Annotated in this window: 20 protein-coding genes; 17 read left to right on the top strand and 3 right to left on the bottom strand. The window is 34.4% G+C overall.

The genetic code is table 11. The features are described from left to right. The first annotated feature begins 88 nt into the window (after window positions 1–88). From FDM27_RS00945 to FDM27_RS00905, 9 genes are all read left to right on the top strand, one after another. Window positions 89–409: a hypothetical protein gene (locus FDM27_RS00945; protein ID WP_071184911.1), complete on the top strand. Its 321-nt coding sequence runs from the start codon at window positions 89–91 to the stop codon at window positions 407–409. Continuing rightward, window positions 399–1,361 carry a sodium-dependent bicarbonate transport family permease gene (locus tag FDM27_RS00940; protein WP_071184910.1) on the top strand — a complete coding sequence of 321 codons (963 nt, stop codon included), beginning with the start codon at window positions 399–401 and terminating at the stop codon, window positions 1,359–1,361. The genes FDM27_RS00945 and FDM27_RS00940 overlap by 11 nt, the downstream gene beginning before the upstream one ends. A 209-nt stretch (window positions 1,362–1,570) precedes the next feature. Further along, window positions 1,571–2,242, top strand: coding sequence for a TetR/AcrR family transcriptional regulator (locus FDM27_RS00935; protein ID WP_140484843.1), 672 nt, complete (start codon window positions 1,571–1,573; stop codon window positions 2,240–2,242). Between the two features lie 6 nt (window positions 2,243–2,248). Next, complete coding sequence (locus FDM27_RS00930; protein WP_140484842.1) at window positions 2,249–3,919, top strand: peptidase domain-containing ABC transporter; 1,671 nt, start codon at window positions 2,249–2,251, stop codon at window positions 3,917–3,919. Further along, window positions 3,912–5,267, top strand: coding sequence for an HlyD family secretion protein (locus FDM27_RS00925; protein ID WP_071184907.1), 1,356 nt, complete (start codon window positions 3,912–3,914; stop codon window positions 5,265–5,267). Before FDM27_RS00930 ends, FDM27_RS00925 begins: the two co-directional genes overlap by 8 nt. Then, the gene (locus FDM27_RS00920) at window positions 5,267–6,676 is read left to right on the top strand and encodes a TolC family protein (protein WP_071184906.1); all 1,410 of its coding nucleotides are present in this window, start codon (window positions 5,267–5,269) and stop codon (window positions 6,674–6,676) included. Before FDM27_RS00925 ends, FDM27_RS00920 begins: the two co-directional genes overlap by 1 nt. A 42-nt stretch (window positions 6,677–6,718) precedes the next feature. Continuing rightward, window positions 6,719–7,537: a type I methionyl aminopeptidase gene (gene map / locus FDM27_RS00915; protein WP_071184905.1), complete on the top strand. Its 819-nt coding sequence runs from the start codon at window positions 6,719–6,721 to the stop codon at window positions 7,535–7,537. Window positions 7,538–7,627: 90 nt separating this feature from the next. After that, a complete protein-coding gene (locus tag FDM27_RS00910) occupies window positions 7,628–8,044 on the top strand; it encodes a GxxExxY protein (RefSeq protein ID WP_071184904.1) in 417 nt (138 codons plus the stop codon). 51 nt (window positions 8,045–8,095) lie between these two features. Then, window positions 8,096–8,860 carry a class I SAM-dependent methyltransferase gene (locus FDM27_RS00905; protein ID WP_140484841.1) on the top strand — a complete coding sequence of 255 codons (765 nt, stop codon included), beginning with the start codon at window positions 8,096–8,098 and terminating at the stop codon, window positions 8,858–8,860. A 60-nt stretch (window positions 8,861–8,920) separates the two neighbouring features. On the opposite strand, the gene FDM27_RS00900 is transcribed toward FDM27_RS00905, so the two are convergent. After that, entirely contained in the window at window positions 8,921–11,731 is a 2,811-nt protein-coding gene (locus FDM27_RS00900; protein WP_140484840.1) for a M16 family metallopeptidase, read from the bottom strand. Window positions 11,732–11,886: 155 nt separating this feature from the next. Here FDM27_RS00900 and FDM27_RS00895 point away from each other — a divergent pair, with 155 nt between their 5' ends. From FDM27_RS00895 to pruA, 3 genes are all read left to right on the top strand, one after another. Continuing rightward, a complete protein-coding gene (locus FDM27_RS00895) occupies window positions 11,887–13,152 on the top strand; it encodes a DUF5103 domain-containing protein (protein WP_071184901.1) in 1,266 nt (421 codons plus the stop codon). A gap of 81 nt (window positions 13,153–13,233) precedes the next feature. Next, window positions 13,234–13,620, top strand: a complete 387-nt coding sequence (gene apaG / locus FDM27_RS00890; RefSeq protein WP_066326834.1) for a Co2+/Mg2+ efflux protein ApaG — start codon at window positions 13,234–13,236, stop codon at window positions 13,618–13,620. Between the two features lie 136 nt (window positions 13,621–13,756). Beyond that, on the top strand, window positions 13,757–15,385 hold the full coding sequence (gene pruA / locus FDM27_RS00885; protein ID WP_140484839.1) for an L-glutamate gamma-semialdehyde dehydrogenase: 1,629 nt from the start codon (window positions 13,757–13,759) through the stop codon (window positions 15,383–15,385). Window positions 15,386–15,456: 71 nt separating this feature from the next. Here the strand turns inward: pruA and rsmG are convergent, their stop codons facing one another. Next, the gene (gene rsmG / locus FDM27_RS00880) at window positions 15,457–16,086 is read right to left on the bottom strand and encodes a 16S rRNA (guanine(527)-N(7))-methyltransferase RsmG (RefSeq protein WP_140484838.1); all 630 of its coding nucleotides are present in this window, start codon (window positions 16,084–16,086) and stop codon (window positions 15,457–15,459) included. A 108-nt stretch (window positions 16,087–16,194) separates the two neighbouring features. Here rsmG and FDM27_RS00875 point away from each other — a divergent pair, with 108 nt between their 5' ends. The 3 genes from FDM27_RS00875 (at window position 16,195) to FDM27_RS00865 (ending at window position 19,336) form a co-directional block, all read left to right on the top strand. Continuing rightward, a complete protein-coding gene (locus FDM27_RS00875; RefSeq protein ID WP_140484837.1) occupies window positions 16,195–17,289 on the top strand; it encodes a fatty acid desaturase family protein in 1,095 nt (364 codons plus the stop codon). 103 nt (window positions 17,290–17,392) lie between these two features. Beyond that, on the top strand, window positions 17,393–18,583 hold the full coding sequence (locus FDM27_RS00870; protein ID WP_140484836.1) for a pyridoxal phosphate-dependent aminotransferase: 1,191 nt from the start codon (window positions 17,393–17,395) through the stop codon (window positions 18,581–18,583). A gap of 177 nt (window positions 18,584–18,760) precedes the next feature. Continuing rightward, window positions 18,761–19,336, top strand: coding sequence for a hypothetical protein (locus FDM27_RS00865; RefSeq protein WP_140484835.1), 576 nt, complete (start codon window positions 18,761–18,763; stop codon window positions 19,334–19,336). Between the two features lie 48 nt (window positions 19,337–19,384). Here FDM27_RS00865 and FDM27_RS00860 read toward each other — a convergent pair whose 3' ends face one another. Next, on the bottom strand, window positions 19,385–20,236 hold the full coding sequence (locus tag FDM27_RS00860; protein WP_140484834.1) for an AraC family transcriptional regulator: 852 nt from the start codon (window positions 20,234–20,236) through the stop codon (window positions 19,385–19,387). A gap of 133 nt (window positions 20,237–20,369) precedes the next feature. Here FDM27_RS00860 and FDM27_RS00855 point away from each other — a divergent pair, with 133 nt between their 5' ends. Then, window positions 20,370–21,458, top strand: coding sequence for a mandelate racemase/muconate lactonizing enzyme family protein (locus FDM27_RS00855; protein ID WP_073241367.1), 1,089 nt, complete (start codon window positions 20,370–20,372; stop codon window positions 21,456–21,458). 383 nt (window positions 21,459–21,841) lie between these two features. Next, entirely contained in the window at window positions 21,842–22,948 is a 1,107-nt protein-coding gene (locus tag FDM27_RS00850) for a putative phage abortive infection protein (protein WP_140484833.1), read from the top strand. Window positions 22,949–23,129: the final 181 nt, after the last annotated feature.

Below are 23,129 nucleotides of genomic sequence, written 5' to 3'. Positions count from 1 at the left end.
AAAATATTTTTATGCAATTCATTACAAATATAAATAAAAATATATAAAATTTAATATCCATTTTTGCATCATCTTTAAAACAAATCATATGCAAAAATTAAAATTAATCGAGGGAGAATTTACTCCTTTTGAATTTAGAGAAGTTTTAAGCAATCTCCTTTTGAGCAAAATTAGCTTTTATGAAAAAAAGGATTTTAGTTCATTAATCAGATATGGCAAACATGACTTACAAGCCATCCAAAAAACCGAAGAATTGAAATTAGTTTTAAAATCGTTTTTGGAAACATCTTTAAAAGCAGAAAAGGAGAAAAAAAAATTAATGATTTGGTCAGAAATACAAATTAGTTTGAAAAATCCCGAAAGCTCAAATAATAATACAAACATAAACCAGAACAGAAATGAATTTTAATCTACTAATTGAAAACCTCACCAACCCTGCTTTACTTTTTTTTGTATTGGGTATTATTGCAGTATATTTAAAAAGTGACTTAGAAATACCCCAAAACTCCTCTAAATTTATTTCACTTTACTTATTATTTGCCATAGGCTTTAAAGGAGGGCAAGAACTATCACACGAAACCTTTACTAGCGAAATAGCTTGGTCTATGGTATTCGGAATTTGCATTTCGATATTTATCCCTTTATATACATTCTTTATCTTGAAGAAAAAATTAAACATATTTGATTCGGGAGCAATCGCAGCAGCCTATGGATCGGTTAGTGCAGTAACATTTGTGACTGCTGTTTCATTTCTCGAAGCACAACAATTAAAACTCCATGGACACATGGTTGCGATAATGGCATTAATGGAGTCACCCGCAATAATAATAGGATTAGTTTTAATATCTATCTTTAACAAAAAAGAATCCAAAACTATTAAAAAGAATTCAATACTAAAACATTCGTTAACTAATGGAAGCGTGCTACTAATTCTAGGAAGTTTAACTATAGGTTTTATGGCTAGTGACAAACAAGCAGAGGGTATTGCTCCTTTTACTAATGATCTTTTCAAAGGATTCCTTGCTATATTTCTTTTAGACATGGGAATAACAAGCGGTAGAAAACTACAATCATTCTTCTCTTTTGGGCTATTCCCTTCCCTATTTGCCATATTAATACCATTGTTTAACGGTTGTCTGTTTGCAATAATAAGCTCATTAATTACCGATGACATTAGTAATAGATTTATGTTTGCAATATTAGCAGCTAGTGCTTCATACATTGCTGTACCAGCAGCTATGAAAATAACTGTACCGAAAGCAAATCCGGGGCTTTTTTTACCAATGGCACTTGCAGTAACCTTTCCCATAAACATAACAATAGGAATGCCAATCTATTTCTTAATTATAAATGCATCCTAGATTCAAAATGAAATTCACATCACCAATACCCTATAAAATATTTTCTAAAAAATCTAATTATAAATTAAACTAACCTTGCACTAAAAATAACACCAAAAGCAACTCCAACATTAAAACAACATTAGAAAACGCTTTGTTTTAGCATAATTATATGTTAAAAACACGAAATTAAAAGTATTGCTATTAAATTTGCACAAAAATGAATAGCAATGGATTTGTTAGGAAATTTAAAAATAAAAGTAAATGAGAAGCTCTACCTGAAAGATCCTGAAACATCTGAATTAGGTAAAAAAATCATTCAGCAAAGCATTTTATTAATAGACGAAATTGGTTTAGAAAGTTTTACATTTAAAAAATTGGGTGAACAAATTCAGTCTAACGAAAGCTCCATTTACAGGTATTTTGAAAACAAGCATAAATTAGTTGTATATCTATCCTCCTGGTATTGGAGTTGGATGGAATACAGACTTGTTCTTGCCACTAATAACATTAACAATCCGGTAGAAAAACTAACCAAAGCAATAATAGTTGTTACCGAAAAAATTAAAGACGATGACAACACCAAACATATTAATGAAGCTATTTTAAATAAAATTATCATCGCTGAATTCAACAAAGCTCTTTACACTAAAGAAGTAGATGAAGACAACAAGGAAGGATACTTTTTAGTCTATAAAAGAATAATCAATCAATTAGCCACTATGATTTACGACGTTAATCCTGATTATCCTTATTCTAAAAGTCTGGCTTCAACAATAGTAGAAGGAAGTTTGCACCAGCATTTTCTTAACGAACACCTAAAAACAATAACCGACTGTAGTGATCTGATTTCGCCAACTGATTTCTACCTTGACCTGATAACCAAAGCCTTAAAAAAATAAATATCTATGAAGCCTTTACAACGATTTTATAACTTATTAAAACTGGATAAAAAAGACGTTTATCAGCTGTTTTTTTATTCCATTTTTTCAGGAATTATTAGTTTATCATTACCATTAGGGATTCAGGCGATAACTAATTTTATTCAATCAGGAAGAGCTAGTGTTTCCTGGATCATGTTAATTATTCTGGTTGTTTTTGGTGTGGCCTTAGTGGGTATTTTATCTCTAATGCAGTTGCGAATAACTGAAAATTTGCAACAAAAAATATTTATCCGTTCTTCTTATGAATTTGCTGTACGTCTTCCAAAAATTAAATTTGAAGAATTCTATAACAATTATCCGCCTGAACTGGCTAACCGCTTTTTTGACACCTTAGTAATTCAAAAAGGAACTTCAAAACTATTGTTAGATTTTTCGGCCGCCTTACTCCAAATTGTTTTCGGACTCACCTTACTCTCATTATACCATTCCTATTTTATCTTTTTTGGTATTCTACTATTTGCTTTACTGTATTTCATTTTTAGATTTTCTTATGTTTCAGGTCTAAATACCAGTTTAACAGAATCTAAATTCAAATACAAAATAGCGGGTTGGCTTCAGGAAATAGCCAGAAACAACTTTAGTTTCCGAAACCAGTTACACCATGATTACGCCTTAGAAAAAAACGACAAAATACTGACTAATTACCTCAACTCAAGAGAAAATCATTTTGCCGTAATCAAATCACAGTTTAGCCAATTAATTGTGTTTAAAGTAATCATTACTGCCAGCTTACTTTCAATAGGAGGTTATCTGGTGTTAGCACAGGAAATGAATATTGGTCAATTTGTGGCTGCCGAAATTATTATTTTATTGGTAATTAATTCGGTCGAAAAAATAATCTTGGGACTGGAAACTTTCTACGATGTATTGACCTCAATAGAAAAAATAGGAACCATAACCGACATGGATTTAGAAGAAGAATTCCCTATTGACTATGACAATTGTTATACTTCAATAGCATTAGAAGTAGATGATGTTAGTTTTAGATTTCCTGATTCAAAAAACAAAATTTTAGACAATATCTCTCTGAAAATTCAACAATCGGAACATATTTTTATTGACGGAGAAAATGGTTCCGGAAAAACAACCCTGATCCGAATTTTATCAGGACTTATTCAACCATCATCCGGAGTGATGTACATCAATGATGACAGTTTTACTAAAATAAATATCAATCAATACCGCGCACAAGTTTCGAGCATCATTCATGGTGAAACTCCTTTTGAAGGCACTGTCATTGACAACATTACATTTAAAAACAAAAATATTACTGATGAAACTTTAAAATGGGCATTTGATGGTGTACAACTCAGCAGTTTCATTAAATCTTTGCCTAAAGGTTTAATGACTCCTATTTTCCCTGAAGGAAGACAGCTATCATCCTCTAATGCTCAAAAAATATTATTAGCCAGAAGTATTGTAAACAAACCTAAAATTTTATTTCTTGAAGATCCTACGGACACTATGGACGAAAAAGTAGCCAATGAAATCATTGACTTTTTAACCTCCGAAGAACACAAATGGACAATTGTTGTTTCTTCAAAAAATCCATATTGGAAAACAAAATGCAATAGAAAAATTACTATGCAAAAAGGAAAAATTATTTTAGATACTAAAAATCAAAATTATGCTTAATATTTCTAATAATAACGAACACGGTTCAACATTCCTGGATCGCTACAACACCGTTAAATCGCTGGCTAAGAGACCGCATTATAAAATACTGAACCGAATAATAACTATAGTTTCTATTCTGGCTTTAATTGGGCTATTCCTTCCGTGGACTCAAAATATTTCCGGAAAAGGGGCTGTAACCACATTAAAACCCAATCAAAGACCCCAGTCAATTCAAAGTGTAATCTCAGGAAGAATTGAAAAATGGTACGTTCAGGAAGGCGATTTTGTTCACAAAGGAGACACCATCCTTTATATTTCTGAAATCAAAGAAGATTACATGGATCCTAACTTAGTTGCAAATACTAAGAATCAGCTTGACGCTAAAAAACAAGCTTTGGAATCTTATGACTCTAAGGTAAGTGCATTGTCTATTCAAATTCAGGCTATTCAAAATGAAAAACTACTTAAACTGGAACAGGCAAAAAACAAAATTAGACAATCCCTTTTCAAGATAGAAAGCGACTCTATGGATTTAATTGCGGTAAAAACACAACTCAAAATTGCCAACACTCAATTTAATCGTACTGTACAATTGAACAAAGAAGGTCTAAAACCCCTGACCGATGTAGAAGAAAAAAGATTAAAACTTCAGGAAGTTGAAGCCAAAATTATTACTCAGGAAAATAAATTATTAACCAGCAAAAACGAATTAATCAACGCTAAAGTTGAACTCAATCGAATTGATGCTGAATACAGTGAAAAAACAGCTAAAGCCAAAAGTGATCAATTCACCGCATTAAGCAGCCAGTACGATACCGATGCTCAGGTAAACAAATTAAAAAACCAATATGCTAATTACAGCATCCGTAACGGAATGTACTACATCAAAGCTGCTCAAAACGGCTATATTAACAGAGCCTTACAAGCAGGTATTGGAGAAACTATTAAAGAAGGAACACCCATAGCAACCATAATGCCTTCTGAATATGATATTGCCGTAGAAACCTATGTCAATCCATTAGACTTACCTTTAATTTCCAAGGGAGCAAAGGTTAGAATATGGTTTGACGGCTGGCCTACTATTGTATTCTCGGGCTGGCCTGACATCTCCTACGGAACTTTTGGAGGAAAAATTGTAGCTGTCGAAAATTTTATCAGTGACAATGGAAAATTCAGAGTACTAATAGCTCCGGATAAAGATGAAGCTTCATGGCCTAAACAAATCAGTATAGGTTCCGGAGCTCAAACGATAGCTTTATTAAATACTGTTCCTGTTTGGTTTGAAATTTGGAGAATCTTAAACGGTTTCCCTCCTGACTATTATCAAGTACAAGAAAAAACAAGTAAATCTAAAGAAAAAAAATAATGAAATACCTCATTTTATTTTTACTGCATTTTACTTTTATTCTTCAGGCACAGCAAACTAATGGAGAAACAGAAGCGCCTAAACAATCTGAATTTACTTTCAATGAATATTTAGGCTATGTCAAAAAATTTCATCCGTTAGTCAAAACCGCTAATTTAGAAATCAGTAAAGCACAGGCTAATTTAATGACGGCCCGTGGTGCATTTGACCCGAAAATTGGAGTAGATTTTGATAAAAAACAATTCAAAGGCACCGACTATTATTCTATTTTGAATAGCAGTTTTAAAATTCCTACCTGGTATGGAATCGAAATTAAAGCGGGTTTTGATCAAAACGAAGGTTATTACCTCAATCCCGAAAACACGGTTCCTAATCCGGGCTTAACCTCCTTTGGAATTTCGGTACCTGTAGGTCAGGGACTTTTTATCAACCAAAGAATGGCCGATTTGCGAAAAGCTAAAATGCAAATTCAATTGAGCCAAGCCGAACGAAAACTACAAGCAGTAGCCATATTATATGATGCTTCGGTAGCTTATTTTAATTGGAAAAAAAATTACGACGAATTCCAAATGTACAGTCAGTACACCACTAATGCGCAAACACGTTATAATGCTATTTTAACTTCTATTGAACAAGGAGACAAACGAGCAATTGATAGTGTCGAAGCAGGAATTAGTTTAAAAAGTCGCCAATTGAGTCTGGAAAATTCAAAATTAAAACTCTATAAGGCTAAACTCGAACTTTCTAATTTCTTATGGTTAGAGAATTTGATACCAATGGAACTTTCTGAAACACTTTTTCCTGAACAACAAATTGAAAATACCATTCAAGAAACTTTAAAAACAAATGATTTATTAACACAGGATTTCACCATTGACAATCATCCTAAGATAAATGCAATAGAAACTAAAATTGATATGCTTGAGGTAGAACAAAAATTAAAAGCCAATATGCTTTTACCTAAAATAGACCTCAGCTATTCCTATCTTTCCGAACCACAATATATTGACAACTATAAATTTGAAAATTATAAAATAGGAGTCAATTTTAGCTATCCTATTTTTTTGAGAAAAGAGAGAGGCGGACTCAAATTAGCCAAATATAAAATTCAGGAGACAACAAACAGCCTTAATTTAGAGCGTTTGCAGCTTTCGAACAAAATCAAAGCTCAAAAAGAAGTTATTAGTTCGTTAAACAAACAATATATTTTAGCCAATGATTTAGTTGCTAATTACAAAACCATGTTACAATCTGAAGAACGGTTATTTTCCTTTGGGGAAAGCTCTTTGTTTTTAATCAATAGCCGGGAAAGCAGCTTGATTACAGCACAGTTGAATGCAATTGCTTTGAGAAATGAATTTTGCAATTCCAACTCCGAATTGTATAAAATTATAGCAAATCCTGATTAAATCAATTAAAATCGTAATTTTGCAAACTCAAAATTCAAAACTATGATTGTAGTAAAATCACGTGAAGAAATAGAATTAATGCGCGAAAGTGCCTTAATTGTATCGAAAACATTAGGAATGCTTGCTTCTGAAGTTAAAGAAGGAGTTACCACTTTACATCTTGATAAATTAGCCGAAGAGTTCATTCGTGATCACGGTGCCGTACCTAGTTTTTTAGGTTTATATGGTTTCCCAAATTCACTTTGCATGAGTCCAAACGCCCAAGTAGTACACGGAATTCCAAATAACACTCCTCTTGTAAACGGTGATATTATCTCTATTGATTGTGGTGCTTACAAAAATGGTTTTCACGGCGATCACGCCTATACTTTTGAAGTAGGCGAAGTAGCTCCGGAAACTAAAAAACTGTTACAGGTTACCAAGGAATCGTTATACGTGGGAATGCGCGAATTCAAAGCCGGAAATCGTGTAGAAGATGTAGGGAATGCTATTCAAAAATATACTGAAGGTCATGGTTACGGAGTAGTTCGTGAATTAGTAGGACACGGATTAGGACAAAAAATGCACGAAGACCCTGAAATGCCTAACTATGGAAAAAAAGGTCGTGGAAAACTTTTTGTTGAAGGAATGGTTATCGCATTGGAACCCATGATCAACCAGGGAACCCGCAACATCAAACAATTAAAAGACGGCTGGACAATCCTGACTGCCGATGGAAAACCATCTGCACATTTTGAACACGATGTCGCATTAGTAGATGGAAAACCCGAATTGCTGTCTACCTACGCTTACATCTACAAAGCTTTAGGAATTGAAAGCAACGAAGAAGATGAGTTTAGAAAAGTTCCTTTGATTATCTAATATATCAGATACAAATTTCATAAGCTATTTCGCAGAGACAATCAGAGAAAGCACAGAAATTCGCAAAGATTTAATAAAAGATACGGATAAATGGAAGAAAATGCCAATTTAGAGTTAAGCGAAGAATTAAATGCACTTTCTTATAAGGTTATTGGATTAGCAATTGAAGTTCATCGAGAATTAGGATCAGGACTTTTAGAATCAGCTTATCAAGCATGTTTATTTTATGAATTACAAAAAGCAGGACTAAAAGTAGAAAAGGAATTATCATTACCTATTACATATAAAGAAATTGAACTCAACCAAGGTTACAAAATTGATTTACTAGTTGAAGATAAATTAGTAATTGAATTAAAAACAGTCGAAAATTACACATCAGTACATTTTGCCCAAATACTTACCTATCTAAAATTAGGAAATTATCCATACGGACTATTAATCAATTACAATTCAAAAATTTTAAGAAATAGTATAAAACGTTTTATTAATTCGAACACAAATATTTAAAAGAACTCTGCGAATCTCTGTGATAGCTTTGCGAGTCTCCGTGTAATAGCCATGAAAAAACTCTTCAAATTAGTCTTAAATACTATTCCTCGACCATTATTAATTCGTTTGAGTTATTTGGCGCGTCCAATTATTGCACTTTCATTAAAAGGAAATAAATATACCGATCCTATTGACGGGAAAAGCTTCAAATCGATGTTGCCTTACGGATACGAAAAACAAAGAAACAATGTGCTTTCACCAAGTACACTTTCGTTAGAAAGACATCGTTTACTTTGGTTGTATTTAAATGAAGAAACTGATTTTTTTACAGCTCCCAAAAAAGTGTTACACTTTGCACCGGAACAGGCTTTTTACAAATTGTTCAGAAAACAAAAAAATTTGGATTACACCACAACCGATTTGTTTTCGCCTTTGGCAGATGTAAAAGCTGATATTTGTAATCTTCCGTTTGAAGACAATCAATACGATGTGATTTTATGCAATCACGTTTTAGAACACATTCCTGATGATACTAAAGCCATGCAGGAATTGTATCGTGTATTAAAACCGGGCGGAATGGCAATTTTACAAATTCCGCAAGACTTGAATCGAGAAGTTACCTTCGCTGACGATAGTATTACAGACCAAAAAGAGCGCGCTAAAATTTTCGGACAATACGATCACGTACGCATTTACGGTCGTGATTATTTTGACAAATTAAGAAGCATCGGTTTTAAAGTAATTGAAGAAGATTATACTAATAAAATTGCTCCCGAATTAGTCACTAAATATTGTTTAGCAAAAGGAGAAATCATCCCTATTTGTTTCAAATAATCCATATCATAAAAAAACCTGTTTGCCGTTGCAAACAGGTTTTTACTTTTAAATGAAAATCTATTTTTTTTCTGGCATCAAAATCCCAATTACCTTATCCTTTGTCAGGTATTTTTGAGCTACATTCTGAATATCTTTAGCAGTAATTGCATTTACATATTCTTCGAATTTCAATACTTCTTCTGCACTATTGCCTTTGGTATAAGAACTAGTAAAATTAGACAACCAAAATCTATTTTCTTTACTATCCTTTTTGTATTCGAGCAATTCACCTTCTTTAAATTTAGCGACATCTTTTTCTTCTGGTCCGTTATTTATAATTTTCTGAAGTTCTTCTAAGGCTGATGCGGTCAATTTCTCAGCGTTTTCTGGTCCGCACGGAAATCCGATAGAAAAATTATAAGATCCATAAGGCACTTTACTCATGCCTCCTCTTGCAGAAACTCCATAAACGCCACTTTCATTTTCACGCAATTGTTCGATTAGTTTTATAGTCAAAATTTCGCCTAAAGCCTGCATACTCATAGCTTCTTTATTCGAATATTTCGCATCTCCATAATACAATATCATGACATTACTTTTAGGATCAGCACCTTTATTTACTACTTTTTTCAAATCACCTTTTAGCATTCTATATCCTAAATCAGTTGCTTTTTCTTTTTTATTAGAAGAAGGCAAAGAAGCCAAATATTTAACCGCATATTCTTCTATTACTTTATCATCAATATTCCCAACAAAATAAAATTCGAAATCAGCTGCATTAGCAAAACGTTCTTTGTATTTGTTGTATGCCAAAGTATAATCAGTTTCTTTCCAGATTTTATCATTTGGAATTAAACCATTAAATCTAGGATTACCTTCATATAGAACATTAGAAAGCTCTTGCTGAAAATAAAAATTAGGTTGAGAAGCCAGATTATTATAATAAGTAGATTGTTTTTGTTTGTATGCTTCAAAAACCTCTGGATCTAAATTCAAATCAGTAAAATAAGCATAGGTCATTTGGAACAAATATTCCAAATCCTTAGGAGTTGCATTGCCTCTCAATCCTTCAGTTACGTTACTAATATATGGCATTACAATTGCTTTTTTTCCCGTCATGAATTTATTGATATCATTTAGTTTCAAACCTGAAAAACCCGCTTCTCTCAAAGCTCCGTTTGCAAATTCTACTTTTTTCATATCAGTATCAGAATACAAATTAGTACCTCCAAAACTAACCGCTTCAAAAAGAATTTCGTCATTTTTAAAATCGGTATTCTTGTAAATCACTTTTGCACCGTTGGACAAAATCAATATCTTGGTTCCAATTTTTGGATTACTTTCTCGCTTAACAATTTTACCCGGCTTAATTTCATTTCGAATCAAACTAGTTGCTACAGCTGCATCCTGATAAGGCTCAATAGCATCTGTATTGATTTTTAAAGCGTCCAAAACTTCTTGTTCAGCCACTTTTTTAAGACCTTCTTTTTCTGGACCTGTTAAGATGACCACACGATTGTCTTCTTTCAAATAACTTTTAATTAAAGCATTTACATCATTCAAATTAATAACTGGCAATAGTTCTTTTACGGTTTGATACGTCCATTCTAAACCGGGTGCTGGATCATTATTTAAGAAATTAGACTGATATTCGCTTACAAAATTTGCTGAATTGGTTTTATCCCTATCGTTATACATTTTCTCAATAGAAGCAAGAATTTCAGACTTAGATCGATCTAATTCTCCTTGGGTAAAACCAAATTTCTTAACTCTTTCGTTTTCGGTAACCAATACTTTCAAAGCACTCAATTGTTTGTCTTCCTGAGACATCGCTACCGATTGAAACGCTTTTTTATTTCGAGCAAAAGTACCTCCATAATAAGAATAGCCATAAGTAAACGGCGGCGCTGGAGAGTTAACCAATTCGCCTAATCTAGTATTCAAAATAGTTGTAAATAGACCTTCAACCAAATCATCTTTAAAATCTCCAACATTTATAACTGTTTTTGGAGCTTCATAATCTTTGTACAATAATTGAATTTGAGCCGATGGAGCCTCTTTATCTGTTTCAACAGCTACAAAAGTTTCTTTGTGATTCGGAATCTCGAAAGTTTTTCTGACCTTCTCGTTCGTTGGATTTTTATATGTCGAAAAATGAGAGATGATTTTTTGCTCCATTTCGTTAACATCAATATCTCCCACAACAATAACACTCATCAAATTTGGTCGATACCAATCTTTATAAAAACGATTTAAGGTTTCATATTTGAATTTTTCTAAAATTTCTTTTTTCCCAATAGGCAAGCGTTCCGCATAATGCGAATTGTGCATCAATTTAGAAATATAACGATTTAGCATTCGTTTTTGAGCACCTAAACCCAAACGGTATTCTTCTAAAACTACGCCTCTTTCTTTATCTATTTCTTCAGGACTCAAAACGGTATTGAATGCCCAATCTTCAAGTATTTGAAAACCTTTCTCTAATTTTTCAGGACTATCCGATGGAATTGGCAGAAAATAAACCGTTTCATCAAAACTGGTATAAGCATTCAAATGTTGTCCAAACTTTACTCCTATACTTTGCAAATAATCAACTAACTGATTTTTAGGAAAACGTTTTGTGCCATTAAAACACATGTGCTCCATAAAATGAGCCAATCCTTGTTGGTCATCATCCTCAAGAATAGAACCTACATTTACCACCAGCCTAAGGTCAACTTTTTTCTCTGGTTTGGTATTTTTCTTGATATAATAGGTCAAACCATTTTCAAGTTTTCCTGTTTTTACAGTTGGATCAAAAGGAATTTTTTTTGAAAAATCGATTTGCTGTGCAAAAACAGCCAATGGAAACACCATCATTCCGAATACTAAATTGTTGATTTTTTTCATATAGCCAAATAAAGTTACAATAAGATAATTCTTAACAGCTAACGAAGATACATTTTATTTAACAGAAAATACACACGAAAAATATTTTTGAAAATTATTTAATAAATAAAAACAAGGAGTATTCGTTATATTTACAAAATCTTAAGTAGTACAAAATGGCAAAGTCTTTTTTCAAAATAATCTTATTTTTTCTTTTAGTACTTTCAATAAATCCTTCTTTAGCTCAAACCGAAAAAGAAATAGCTCCCCCATACAACATAAAAACAGTTTCCTTTGTTCAAAACGACCAAAATATGGTTCCAATTTTTGAATTAGGAAGTAGTTTTCAGTTTCAGTTTGACGACCTTTTTGGTAATGAAGCCAATTATTACTACGAAATTGTTCATTGCGATTATAACTGGATCCCAACTAATATCCCAAAAAACGAATACCTACAAGGATTTGACAATCAAAGAATTCAGAACTACACTAATTCTTTCAACACCCTGCAAATTTATTCTCATTACAAGCTGAGCCTCCCAAACCAATTCACCCAGCAATTGCGTCTAAGCGGTAATTATATTCTTAAAATTCTCAATGAGGACAAGGAAGTTGTGCTGTCGAGAAAATTCATGCTTTACGAAAACATCGCTACAATTCCTTTACAAATAAAAAGAGCCCGAAACGTAAGCAATATCGAATACATGCACAATTTAGATTTTGCAATAAAATCCAATACTATTACTTTTCAAAATCCATTAAAAAACATCAATGTCCGTCTTATTCAAAACGGTAATTTTAATTCTGAAATAAAAAATATCAAACCACAATACACCATTGGGAACGACTTAATTTACAAGTATGACACAGAAACCCAATTTTGGGCAGGAAATGAATTTCTTTATTTCGAAAACAAAGACATTCGGGTTGCAAGCAATTTTATAGCCCGTGTTGATTTTAGCACAGACATTTACAATTGCCTACTGCACACCAGCAATGCTCGAGCCAATTCTCCTTACACACTATTTGAAGACATCAACGGTAATTTTGTTGTAAAAAACACTAACGCAAGCAATAACGAAGTGGAAGCCGATTACGCCTGGGTCTATTTTAGCCTTTCAGCACCTACGTTCCGACTCAACAAAAACATCTATATCAGCGGAATGTTCAACAATTACAGTCTTTCCCCGGAATACATGATGGATTATAATGAAAAAAAAGGTATCTATGAAAAAGCTGTCTTAATCAAACAAGGTTTTACCAATTTCCAATATGTTGTTGCAGACAGCAAAGGAATCATTGATAACGCCAATGCAATCGACGGAAATTTCTATCAAACTGAAAACGAATATACCATTTTAGTTTACTATAAAGAAAACACCGGACGCTACGACAGAATCATCGGAAAAGGAACTGCTAATTCCCTGAACATCATTAATTAAAAAAACATTTAAAAATAAACAAAAGCAAATGAAAATTTTGTAATTTTGAACCAGTTAAGCACAACTATTTACCACATTAGTATGGTTTCTCAGATAACAAGAGGCATAAAAATTACCGTTTTGACTAGTTTTGAAGGCACTTACTTCAAGAACTACAAAATTCACTTTGCCTTTAGTTACCATATCACCATCGAAAACCACAGTAAAGATTCAGTGCAACTTACTTCTCGTCACTGGGAAATTTTTGATTCTCTAAACAATATAGAAATTGTTGATGGCGAAGGTATCATTGGCAAAAAACCGGTTTTAAAACCAGGAGAAAATCACACTTACAGCTCTGGTTGCCTCCTTTCTTCTCCTTACGGAGCCATGAAAGGCCATTTCAATATGATTAACTTTACCAATACCAAAAATTTTAAAGTAATCATTCCTACTTTCAGGCTTTGTGCTCCTTTTGCTTTAAATTAATTCCCCGTTTAACATTTTTTAAAACTTATTTATAAATCTTTATAAAAGTTTTAAATTCTCCTTTTGTATTTTTGTTAGCAACCTTTATTCTTCATTTTAGAATAAAGATTCTCTAACCTAAGATAAACAAAATGCAATGCTAAAAGGATTTTTTAAAGTACCCAAAGCTATCAACGAACCTGTAAAAAGTTACGCTCCAAATTCACCCGAAAAAGAAGCTGTTCTTGTGGCTTACAAAAAAATGTGGAACGAAACCATTGATGTCCCCCTATACATTGGCAATGAAGAAATCAGAACCGGAAACACCCGAAACATCACTCCTCCGCACGACCATAAACACATCGTAGGTAGCTATCATCTTGCCGAAAAAAAACATGTAGAAAACGCTATTGCAAATGCATTAGAATCAAAAACAGCATGGGCAAATATGGCCTGGGAACAACGCGCAGCCATTTTCCTGAAAGCCGCCGAACTGATTGCCGGTCCTTACAGAGCCAGAATCAATGCCGCAACTATGATTGGCCAATCTAAAAATATTCATCAGGCTGAGATTGATGCATCCTGTGAGTTAATTGATTTTTTGCGTTTCAACGTAGAATTCATGACGCAGATTTATGCTGACCAGCCTACCTCCGACTCCGCTATCTGGAACCGATTAGAATACCGACCTTTGGAAGGTTTTATATATGCCATCACTCCGTTTAACTTTACCGCTATTGCTGCCAATCTTCCTGCAAGTGCTGCCATGATGGGAAATGTGGTGATTTGGAAACCCAGCGACAGTCAAGTATTTTCGGCAAAAATTATTATCGATATTTTCAAAGAGGCAGGACTTCCTGATGGTGTTATCAATGTTGTTTTTGGCGATGCAGCCATGATTACCAATACCATTTTAGCAAGCCGTGATTTTGCCGGATTACACTACACGGGTTCCACCTTTGTATTCAAAGAGCTGTGGGCAAAAATTGGAACGAACATTCATAATTACAAAACCTATCCTAGAATTGTAGGCGAAACTGGCGGAAAAGATTTTGTTATAGTGCATCCAAGTGCCAATGTAAAACAAGCCGTTACCGGAATTGTACGTGGCGCTTTCGAATTCCAGGGACAGAAATGTTCGGCGGCATCAAGAGTGTATATTCCGCAAAGTTTATGGCCAGCTATTAAAGAGCAACTAACCACTGATATAAAATCGATGAAAATGGGATCGCCGGAAGATTTCGGTAATTTTATTACAGCTGTTATTCACGAAGGCTCTTTTGATAAGTTAGCAGCTTATATTGAAAGAGCCAAAAAAGATACTGATGCCGAAATCATCATTGGAGGAAATTACGATAAATCGGTTGGTTATTTTATTGAACCGACAGTAATCCTGACTACAAATCCAAAATACGTTACGATGGAAACCGAATTATTCGGACCTGTTCTAACTATTTATGTCTACGAGGATTCCAAATGGATTGAAACCTTAGAACTGATAGATCAAACTTCAGAATATGCTCTTACGGGAGCTATCTTTAGCCAGGATCGTTATGCCATTGAAGAAGCAACGGTAAAACTACAAAACGCAGCAGGAAACCTTTATATCAATGATAAATGTACCGGAGCTGTTGTAGGCCAACAACCTTTTGGCGGTGCCAGAGCTTCGGGAACTAATGACAAAGCGGGTTCGGCAATGAACTTGTTACGCTGGGTTTCGCCAAGAACCATTAAGGAGGTTTTTGTATCTCCGGAAAATTACAGATACCCATTTTTAGGAGAATAGAGTCATTGCGAGGAACGAAGCAATCACACTTGTTGCTCTCGTTATGAGATTGCTTCGTTCCTCGCAATGACTTAAACCACAAATTTCAGTGGCAAATGCACCACTTTTTTAGTTTGAAAGAATTCATCTTTGAAGAAATCAGCTAAGTCGTATTGCGTTGCTTTTGGAAAATCCTTTAACTCTTCTGTCAGATCTCCTCCTTTTAGGTAAAGAATCCCGTTTTTTAGTTCGTGTTTTTGTTGTTTCTTGATTTTAGTTTTTACCCAGGAAACAAAATCAGGCATATTTGTTACTGCACGACTCACGATAAAATCGAAATCGCCTTTTACATTTTCGGCTCTGATTTGCTCTGCCTTTACATTTTTTAAACCTAGAGCATCAGCAACACCTTGTACTACTTTTATTTTTTTGGCAATAACATCAATTAAATAAAAACGGGTTTCAGGAAACAGAATAGCCAATGGAATCCCAGGAAATCCTCCGCCAGTTCCCACATCCAGCACATAACTTCCAGGTTCAAACTTCATGATTTTAGCAATTCCTAAAGAATGCAAAACATGTTTAGTGTATAAAGAATCAATATCTTTTCGGGAAATCACATTAATTTTTTCGTTCCAATCGTGGTATAAAAAATCCAGTTTCTGGAATTGTTCTTTTTGAATATCGGTTAAATCCGGAAAATAGCTCAATATTTCGTCCATCGTTTATTTTTTTAACAAAAGTACTATTTTTAAGTTTGAAATATTTAACTCAATTTTGCAGAGTTAAAATTTATAAATAATTATCTTTGAACGCTATTTTTGAATTATATGAATACTACCGCACCTACATTTGCTAAGCAAGACAAACTAAAGTTCTTTAGAACGCTTAACTCGCGGGTAAACAACTACTTCAAAGAAAATAACATTTCGAAAGCAGGTAATTGGAAACTGCATTTAAAAGCGGTCATTCTTTTTACTGTTTTTCTGGTTCCTTATTTTTTAATCCTTACTTTGGATATGCCTTTTTGGGCTCACTTACTTTTAACCATCGTTATGGGAATAGGCATGGCCGGATTAGGAATGAATGTGATGCATGATGGCAATCACGGTTCGTATTCGAATAAAAACTGGGTCAATAAAATAATGGGCGGAACTATTTATGTCCTGGCAGGTAATGTCTATAACTGGCAGGTACAACATAATGTTTTACATCATACTTACACTAATATCCCCGGTCACGACGAGGATCTCGATGCCGGAAGGATTATTCGTTTTACTAAAAGTGCCCCATGGCATAGTTTCCACCGTTTTCAACATTATTATTCTGTTTTCCTTTACGGATTATTAACTTTCAACTGGGCGCTTACGACTGATTTTAAGCAAATGAGAAACTACCTTAAAAGAAAATTGTCTTATGGAGAACCTAAAAGTCCTAAAATTCTATGGACTACTCTAATTATCACTAAAATAATTTATGTTTCCATCTGGATTGTAATGCCTATCCTAATTGGAATCGTTTGGTGGAAAGTATTAATTGGATTCTTCGTAATGCATTACACCGCCGGATTGATTTTAAGTATTGTGTTCCAATTAGCACACGTAGTAGACGAAACAGAAAATCCTTCTCCAAATGAATTAGGAGAAATGGAAAACACCTGGGCAGTTCACCAATTGTTCACCACAACTAATTTTGCTCCAAAAAACTGGTTGGTTAACTGGTACACCGGAGGATTAAATCACCAAATAGAACATCATATTTTCCCAAATATCAGTCATATTCATTATGGCAAAATTGCAAAGATTGTTCGCGAAACCGCACAAGAATGCAACCTGCCTTATTATGAATACAAAACTATGAGAAGTGCCGTAATTGCACATTTCAAGCATTTAAAAGAATTAGGAACAAACCCAGAAATGGCTTAAAATAAAGAAACACTTTGGTGTTTTTAAACAATAATTAATTAAAATAAATAATTAACCTCCCTTAATTCACTAATAGGAATTCGGGGCTTTCAACACTTTATTAATGAGTAATCCACTTTCAGACAGAATTAACAATCTTGCTACATCACAAACATTAGCAATGGCAGCTTTGGCTAGAGAATTAAAAGCGCAAGGTAAAGACATTATCAGTTTAAGTTTAGGTGAACCTGACTTCAACACGCCTGATTTCATCAAAGAAGCCGCTAAAAAAGCGATTGACGAAAACTACAGCACTTATTCTCCAGTTGACGGATATGCTGAATTGAAAGATGCTATCTGCAGAAAATTCAAAAGAGACAACGGTTTAGATTACAAACCATCTCAAATTGTAGTATCTACAGGGGCAAAACAATCTTTATATAACATTGCACAGGTAATGCTAAACGACGGTGACGAAGTAATCTTACCAGCTCCTTACTGGGTTTCTTACTTTGAAATCGTAAAATTATCAGGTGGTGTTCCTGTAGAAGTTCCAACTTCTGTAGAAACTGATTTCAAAATCACACCAGAACAATTAGAGGCTGCTATCACACCAAAAACAAAAATGATGTGGTTCTCTTCTCCTTGCAACCCTTCAGGATCTGTTTACAGCCGTGAAGAATTAACTGCACTTGGTAAAGTTTTAGAAAAATATCCAAACATATACATCGTTGCTGACGAAATCTATGAGCACATTAATTTCTCAGGAACATTCTGTAGTATCGCTTCTGTACCAGGATTATTCGACAGAACTATCACTGTAAACGGGGTTGCTAAAGCTTTCGCAATGACAGGATATAGAATTGGATACATTGGAGCACCAGAATTTATTGCAAAAGCATGTACTAAAATTCAAGGACAGGTAACTTCAGGAGCTAACTCTATCGCACAACGCGCTACTATTACTGCTGTTGATGCTGATCCGTCTGTGTTAAACCACATGGTTCAGGCTTTCCATTCTCGTAGAGATTTAGTTGTTGGATTATTAAAAGAAATTCCAGGAGTAAAAATTAACGTTCCGGAAGGAGCTTTCTACGTATTCCCAGACGTTTCTTCTTTCTTCGGAAAAACATTAAAAGGAACTAAAATTAAAGATGCTAACGATGTTTCGATGTATCTTTTGGCTGAAGCCAATGTTGCTACTGTAACTGGTGATGCTTTTGGTAACCCTAACTGTATCCGTTTTTCTTATGCTACCAGCGACGAATTGTTGAAAGAAGCATTAAAAAGAATTAAAGACGCTTTGGCAGGATAGTCTAAAGTTAGAAGTCAGAAATTAGAAGTTAGAACGCTAACTTAAATTTTATATCAAAGCCTCAAGGAAACTTGAGGCTTTTTTCATATAACGAAACCAATTTTATAGTTATTTATTTACATATTTATCTGAATTAATTCTATTTTTGCAATCGAATTTTTAAAATTAATCTTTTATATGCCAACACCTTTTCGCTCCATAATAATCTTAATACTAGTTTCCGTATTAGCCTCAAATTCATTAAAAGCTCAACCCAAAAAAGGAGAATACATCAATGCTTCTATTGGTCTAGGACTTAACACTTCCTATTACGAAGAAGACGGTGGAGGAAGCGGTTTTTATGCACAGGCTGAATACGCAAAAGGAATAACAAAATGGATTGGCGTAAGATCCTACGCGGGAATTTTACTCACCTCAGGAGACAAAACTAATGAGAATGGAGATCCAACCGAATACAGAATAAGCGCTAAAGCTTTTTCTCTTGGCGGAAAAATTCGTGTTGCAGCACCTATCCCTTATATTGCTCCGTTTATCGAGTCAGGAATTGGGGCTTCTATTGGTTCTTTTCAAACTTATACGCCATCCACTAATATCAAAAAAAATGGTATTTTGATGCATATTCCCGTTTCGTTAGGGTTAGCAGTCGGCCGCAAACATAGTGTAGATATCGCAGTTAGCTATTATTTCTATCCTTCGATGAAACAAATTTCAGGTGCTCTTGCTGCAGGAATTTCAATTCCTATAAACAACTAATTTCATGTCTCATATCAAAGCCTCAAGGAAACTTGAGGCTTTTTTTTATTAAATATCCCGATACATTTTTCGGTATTTAGAAGGCGACATTTTTACAAACTTATTGAACTGTCGATTAAAAAAACTCAAATTATTATAACCTACTTCATAACCAATTTCAGAAGCTGTTAAATCAGTATTGATAAGCATTTTGGTCGCCATACTGATTTTGTATTCGTTGATAAATTCAAAAAAAGATTTGCGAAAGGTCTTCTTAAAAAAACGGCAAAAGGATTCCTTGTTCATCGCTATTTTTTTAGAAACATCGTCCAGACTAATTTGTTGGTTGTAATATTCCTTCACATAATTGTAAATCAAATTCACACGCTCACTTTCTTTAATAGTCAAATTGGTAGTAAAACCTTCGCCAGCCAAAAAGTGATGACTCCCATTAACAGCCAATTCCTGTAATATTTGCAAAAAAGACAAAAGCCGTTCAAAAGGCGGTAAATCAATCAAGTTTAACAATTTGCTTTCGACCTTCAGAGCCGTTTCAAAATCAAACCGAATTCCTCTGGAAGCCAAAGCCAGCAGTTGTTTAATGTGCTGAAATTCTTTTTTCTCTAACCAATCTTCGAGCATTTCTTCGTCCCATTGCACAATAATACAGCGTACTTCTTCTTTTTGTTCGCCAATGGTTTTCCAGCAATGCGGCAAATTCGAACCAACCAAAACCAAGTCGCCGTATTCAAAATTCCCCATATTGTCACCCACATATCGGATACCGCTACTTCCCAGAATATAAGTGAGTTCATATTGAGGATGAAAGTGCCAGGAAGCAATAAATTCTTTGCCTTCAAAAAGAGTCGTATTAAAAGAACTACCCAGCGACGGACTTATACTTCGGTATTCTGCTTTCATTTCTACACTACAATGGTTTAAGAGGCTTTAAAAATACACTATTCTTTATCAATATAGTGTTTAAAAATCCATTTATTGTGTAAATAGTGTTGCTTTTAGAGTTGTAATATTGTAATTCTAAAAACTACATAGCATGAATACAGATACCGCCATCAGAGACGTCAAATTATACAAGGCTTCCACTACACTAAAAAAACCAATATCGGATGCCACGCACACGCTAACCGAAATTGCTTTTATCGTAATGCGAATCCAATTGGAAAATGGAGTCATTGGCGAATCCTATTTATTGTCTTTTCAATATTCTCCCAATGCGATTGTGGGCGCATTAAAAGATATTATTCCGGTTATCAAAGGTTATAAAGCCAATGAAACTGCAGCAGTTTACCAAAAACTGGACGAATTAGCCGAATATTTTGGAAACCAGGGCGTATTGCGTTGGGCACAAGCTGCCATCAATATTGCCATGTGGGACGCCTGGGGAAAAACTTTGGGCCAACCCATCCATAAAATCTTAGGCACACACAAAGAAAAAGTATCCATTTACGGAAGCGGCGGCTGGATTTCCTATTCTATTGACGAATTGATTGAAGAAGTGACCAATTATGCCGATAGAGGTTTCAAAGCGGTTAAAATAAAAGTAGGTTCGCCAAAAGTCAGCACCGATGTGGAGCGTTTGCGTTTAGTGCGTGAAGCCGTGGGCGACAAAGTCGACATCATGATGGATGCTAATCAGGGAATGGATTTGCCATCGGCAATGAAACTGGCTCGTGAAGCGCGAGATTTAAATATCAACTGGTTTGAAGAACCGATCCATCACCAGAATTTTCAGGGCTACGAAATCCTGAAAAACCAAACCGGAATTTCACTGGCCATGGGAGAAAGAGAATTTGACACTTTGCCGCTTAGAGAATTAGCAACCAGAAATGCCCTGGACATTTGGCAACCCGATATTTTGAGAATTGGTGGTGTCGAAGCCTGGCGAGAAAGTGCAGCTTTGGCTAAAAGTTTCCACCTGCCTGTGCTCCCGCATTATTACAAGGATTACGACGTTCCGTTGTTATGTACCATTTCAAATGGTGTGGGCGTAGAATCTTTTGACTGGGTCGATCCATTGATTGACAATCCTATGGTTATTCAGGATGGTTTTGCAAAACCACACGATTTACCGGGTTGGGGATTTAGTTTTATCGATGATCGAATGACTGAAATTAAGTTGTAAAACAACTCCTTTTTCTAAAAATAGTTTAAGATTTGAAGTGGCGATACTCCAAATTTTAAACTATTTTTTTTGAGGGTTCCCTACGGTCGGGCTATTCGCTATATCTTTGTCTCGTTTTAAAGAACGAGACAAAGGATGCCGCTGCTATCCCTAACCCACAATCCTGTTACCACAAAACATCCAGACTTACTTCAACACCAAAACAACACCCTAATAAAACTACAAATCCAGCTGGAAACCTTAAAAATAAATTATTGGCGAATAAATGTTACTACAAACTATTTTGTAAGATATTTTAATATATTTGGGAAATAAATAAGTATAATAGTAATCAGACCTACACATAAGTTAGCATCAAGGCGAACAAACAGTACACATAATCCATGAACGAAAAAACGAAAAAACTCTACAAAAAACTTATAGACGGCAAAAAGCCAGATTTGGCTCTCTGGGCTTTCCCGATAATTACTTTACTCGCATTTTTTGTTTTTCCGTTTCTATTGACACTGCCCAGCTTTCAATGTTTTGACTATTCGAAAACTGGCGACATTGGCGATACTATCGGAGGGATTTCAGGTCCAATTATCGCGTTAGTTGCCGCATTTCTAACATTTATAGCTTTTTGGGTACAAGTAAAAGCTAACAAAGCTCAAACTCGTCAATTCAAATTTCAAGATATTGATACTAGAATTAATCGATTTGAGAATAAGTTTTATGAGCTTCTACGTTTACACAAGGAAAACGTTAATGAAATATCTATTGACGGATACGATCAAAGAAAAATAGAAAAGAGAAAAGCATTTGCCTCAATGTATCGAGAATTTCGAAATGCTTTTTTTACTACAAAAATCAAGTATGACGAGTTAAAAAAGTCAGGCGAGTTAAAAATAAACTATGAAGATCGTGAACTTGTAAAGTTAGCTTACATATTTTTCTATGCCGGTGTTGGAATTCACTCTACAAAATTGAGTTTAGCAATGGCCGGAAAACGATTTGACAAAAAGTTATTTGAAGCTGTTCAAAAAGAACTTAAGTCAATTCAGGACAATCACAAAACACGTAGCAAAGAAAAAAATCTTCCTGAACTTGAAATCAAAAATATTGGTAAATCAATGATGCCAAAGAGCTACCGTCCATTCGTCGGTCATGTCAATAGATTTGGTCATTATTATCGTCATTTATTTCAAACCGTCAAATTCGTCGTAAATCAAGATGAGAAGCTCATCAAAAAAAATGCGAAGTTGGAATACCTAAAAACATTGCGAGCACAATTGTCCGACTATGAGCAAACGATGCTTTATTACAATGCAATTGGTGGCTTCGGTCAAGCGTGGATTGACAATGAATATTTTACTAAGTATCGTATGATCCATAATTTACCACTGCCATTAGCAGATTTCGGAATCACGCCGGAAGAAAAGTTTGAAAAGGAAATTTCTGAAGGAATGGATTTGTTCGAATGGCCAGTGAAAGTTGAAAGTCTTTCATAATTCCCAACTGCTAACAGCCGCTTTAATAAATTTAAAGTTTTTTTTTATCCCATTCGGTCTGACTCAATATCATCAACTTAAGGATTTTCAATAGTCAATTCAAGGTGTAATTTTATTCAAAAAAAGCAATATAAAATGACCTTACAAATTATCGTCAGTTCGAGTGAATTTTAATCCTAAT

Origin of the sequence: Flavobacterium sp. GSA192 (genome assembly GCF_006386525.1) — a bacterium.
In the GTDB taxonomy this organism is placed as follows: domain Bacteria; phylum Bacteroidota; class Bacteroidia; order Flavobacteriales; family Flavobacteriaceae; genus Flavobacterium; species Flavobacterium commune.
The sequence above is the reverse complement of the archived record's forward strand: the minus strand, read 5'-3'. Positions and strand labels throughout refer to the sequence as shown.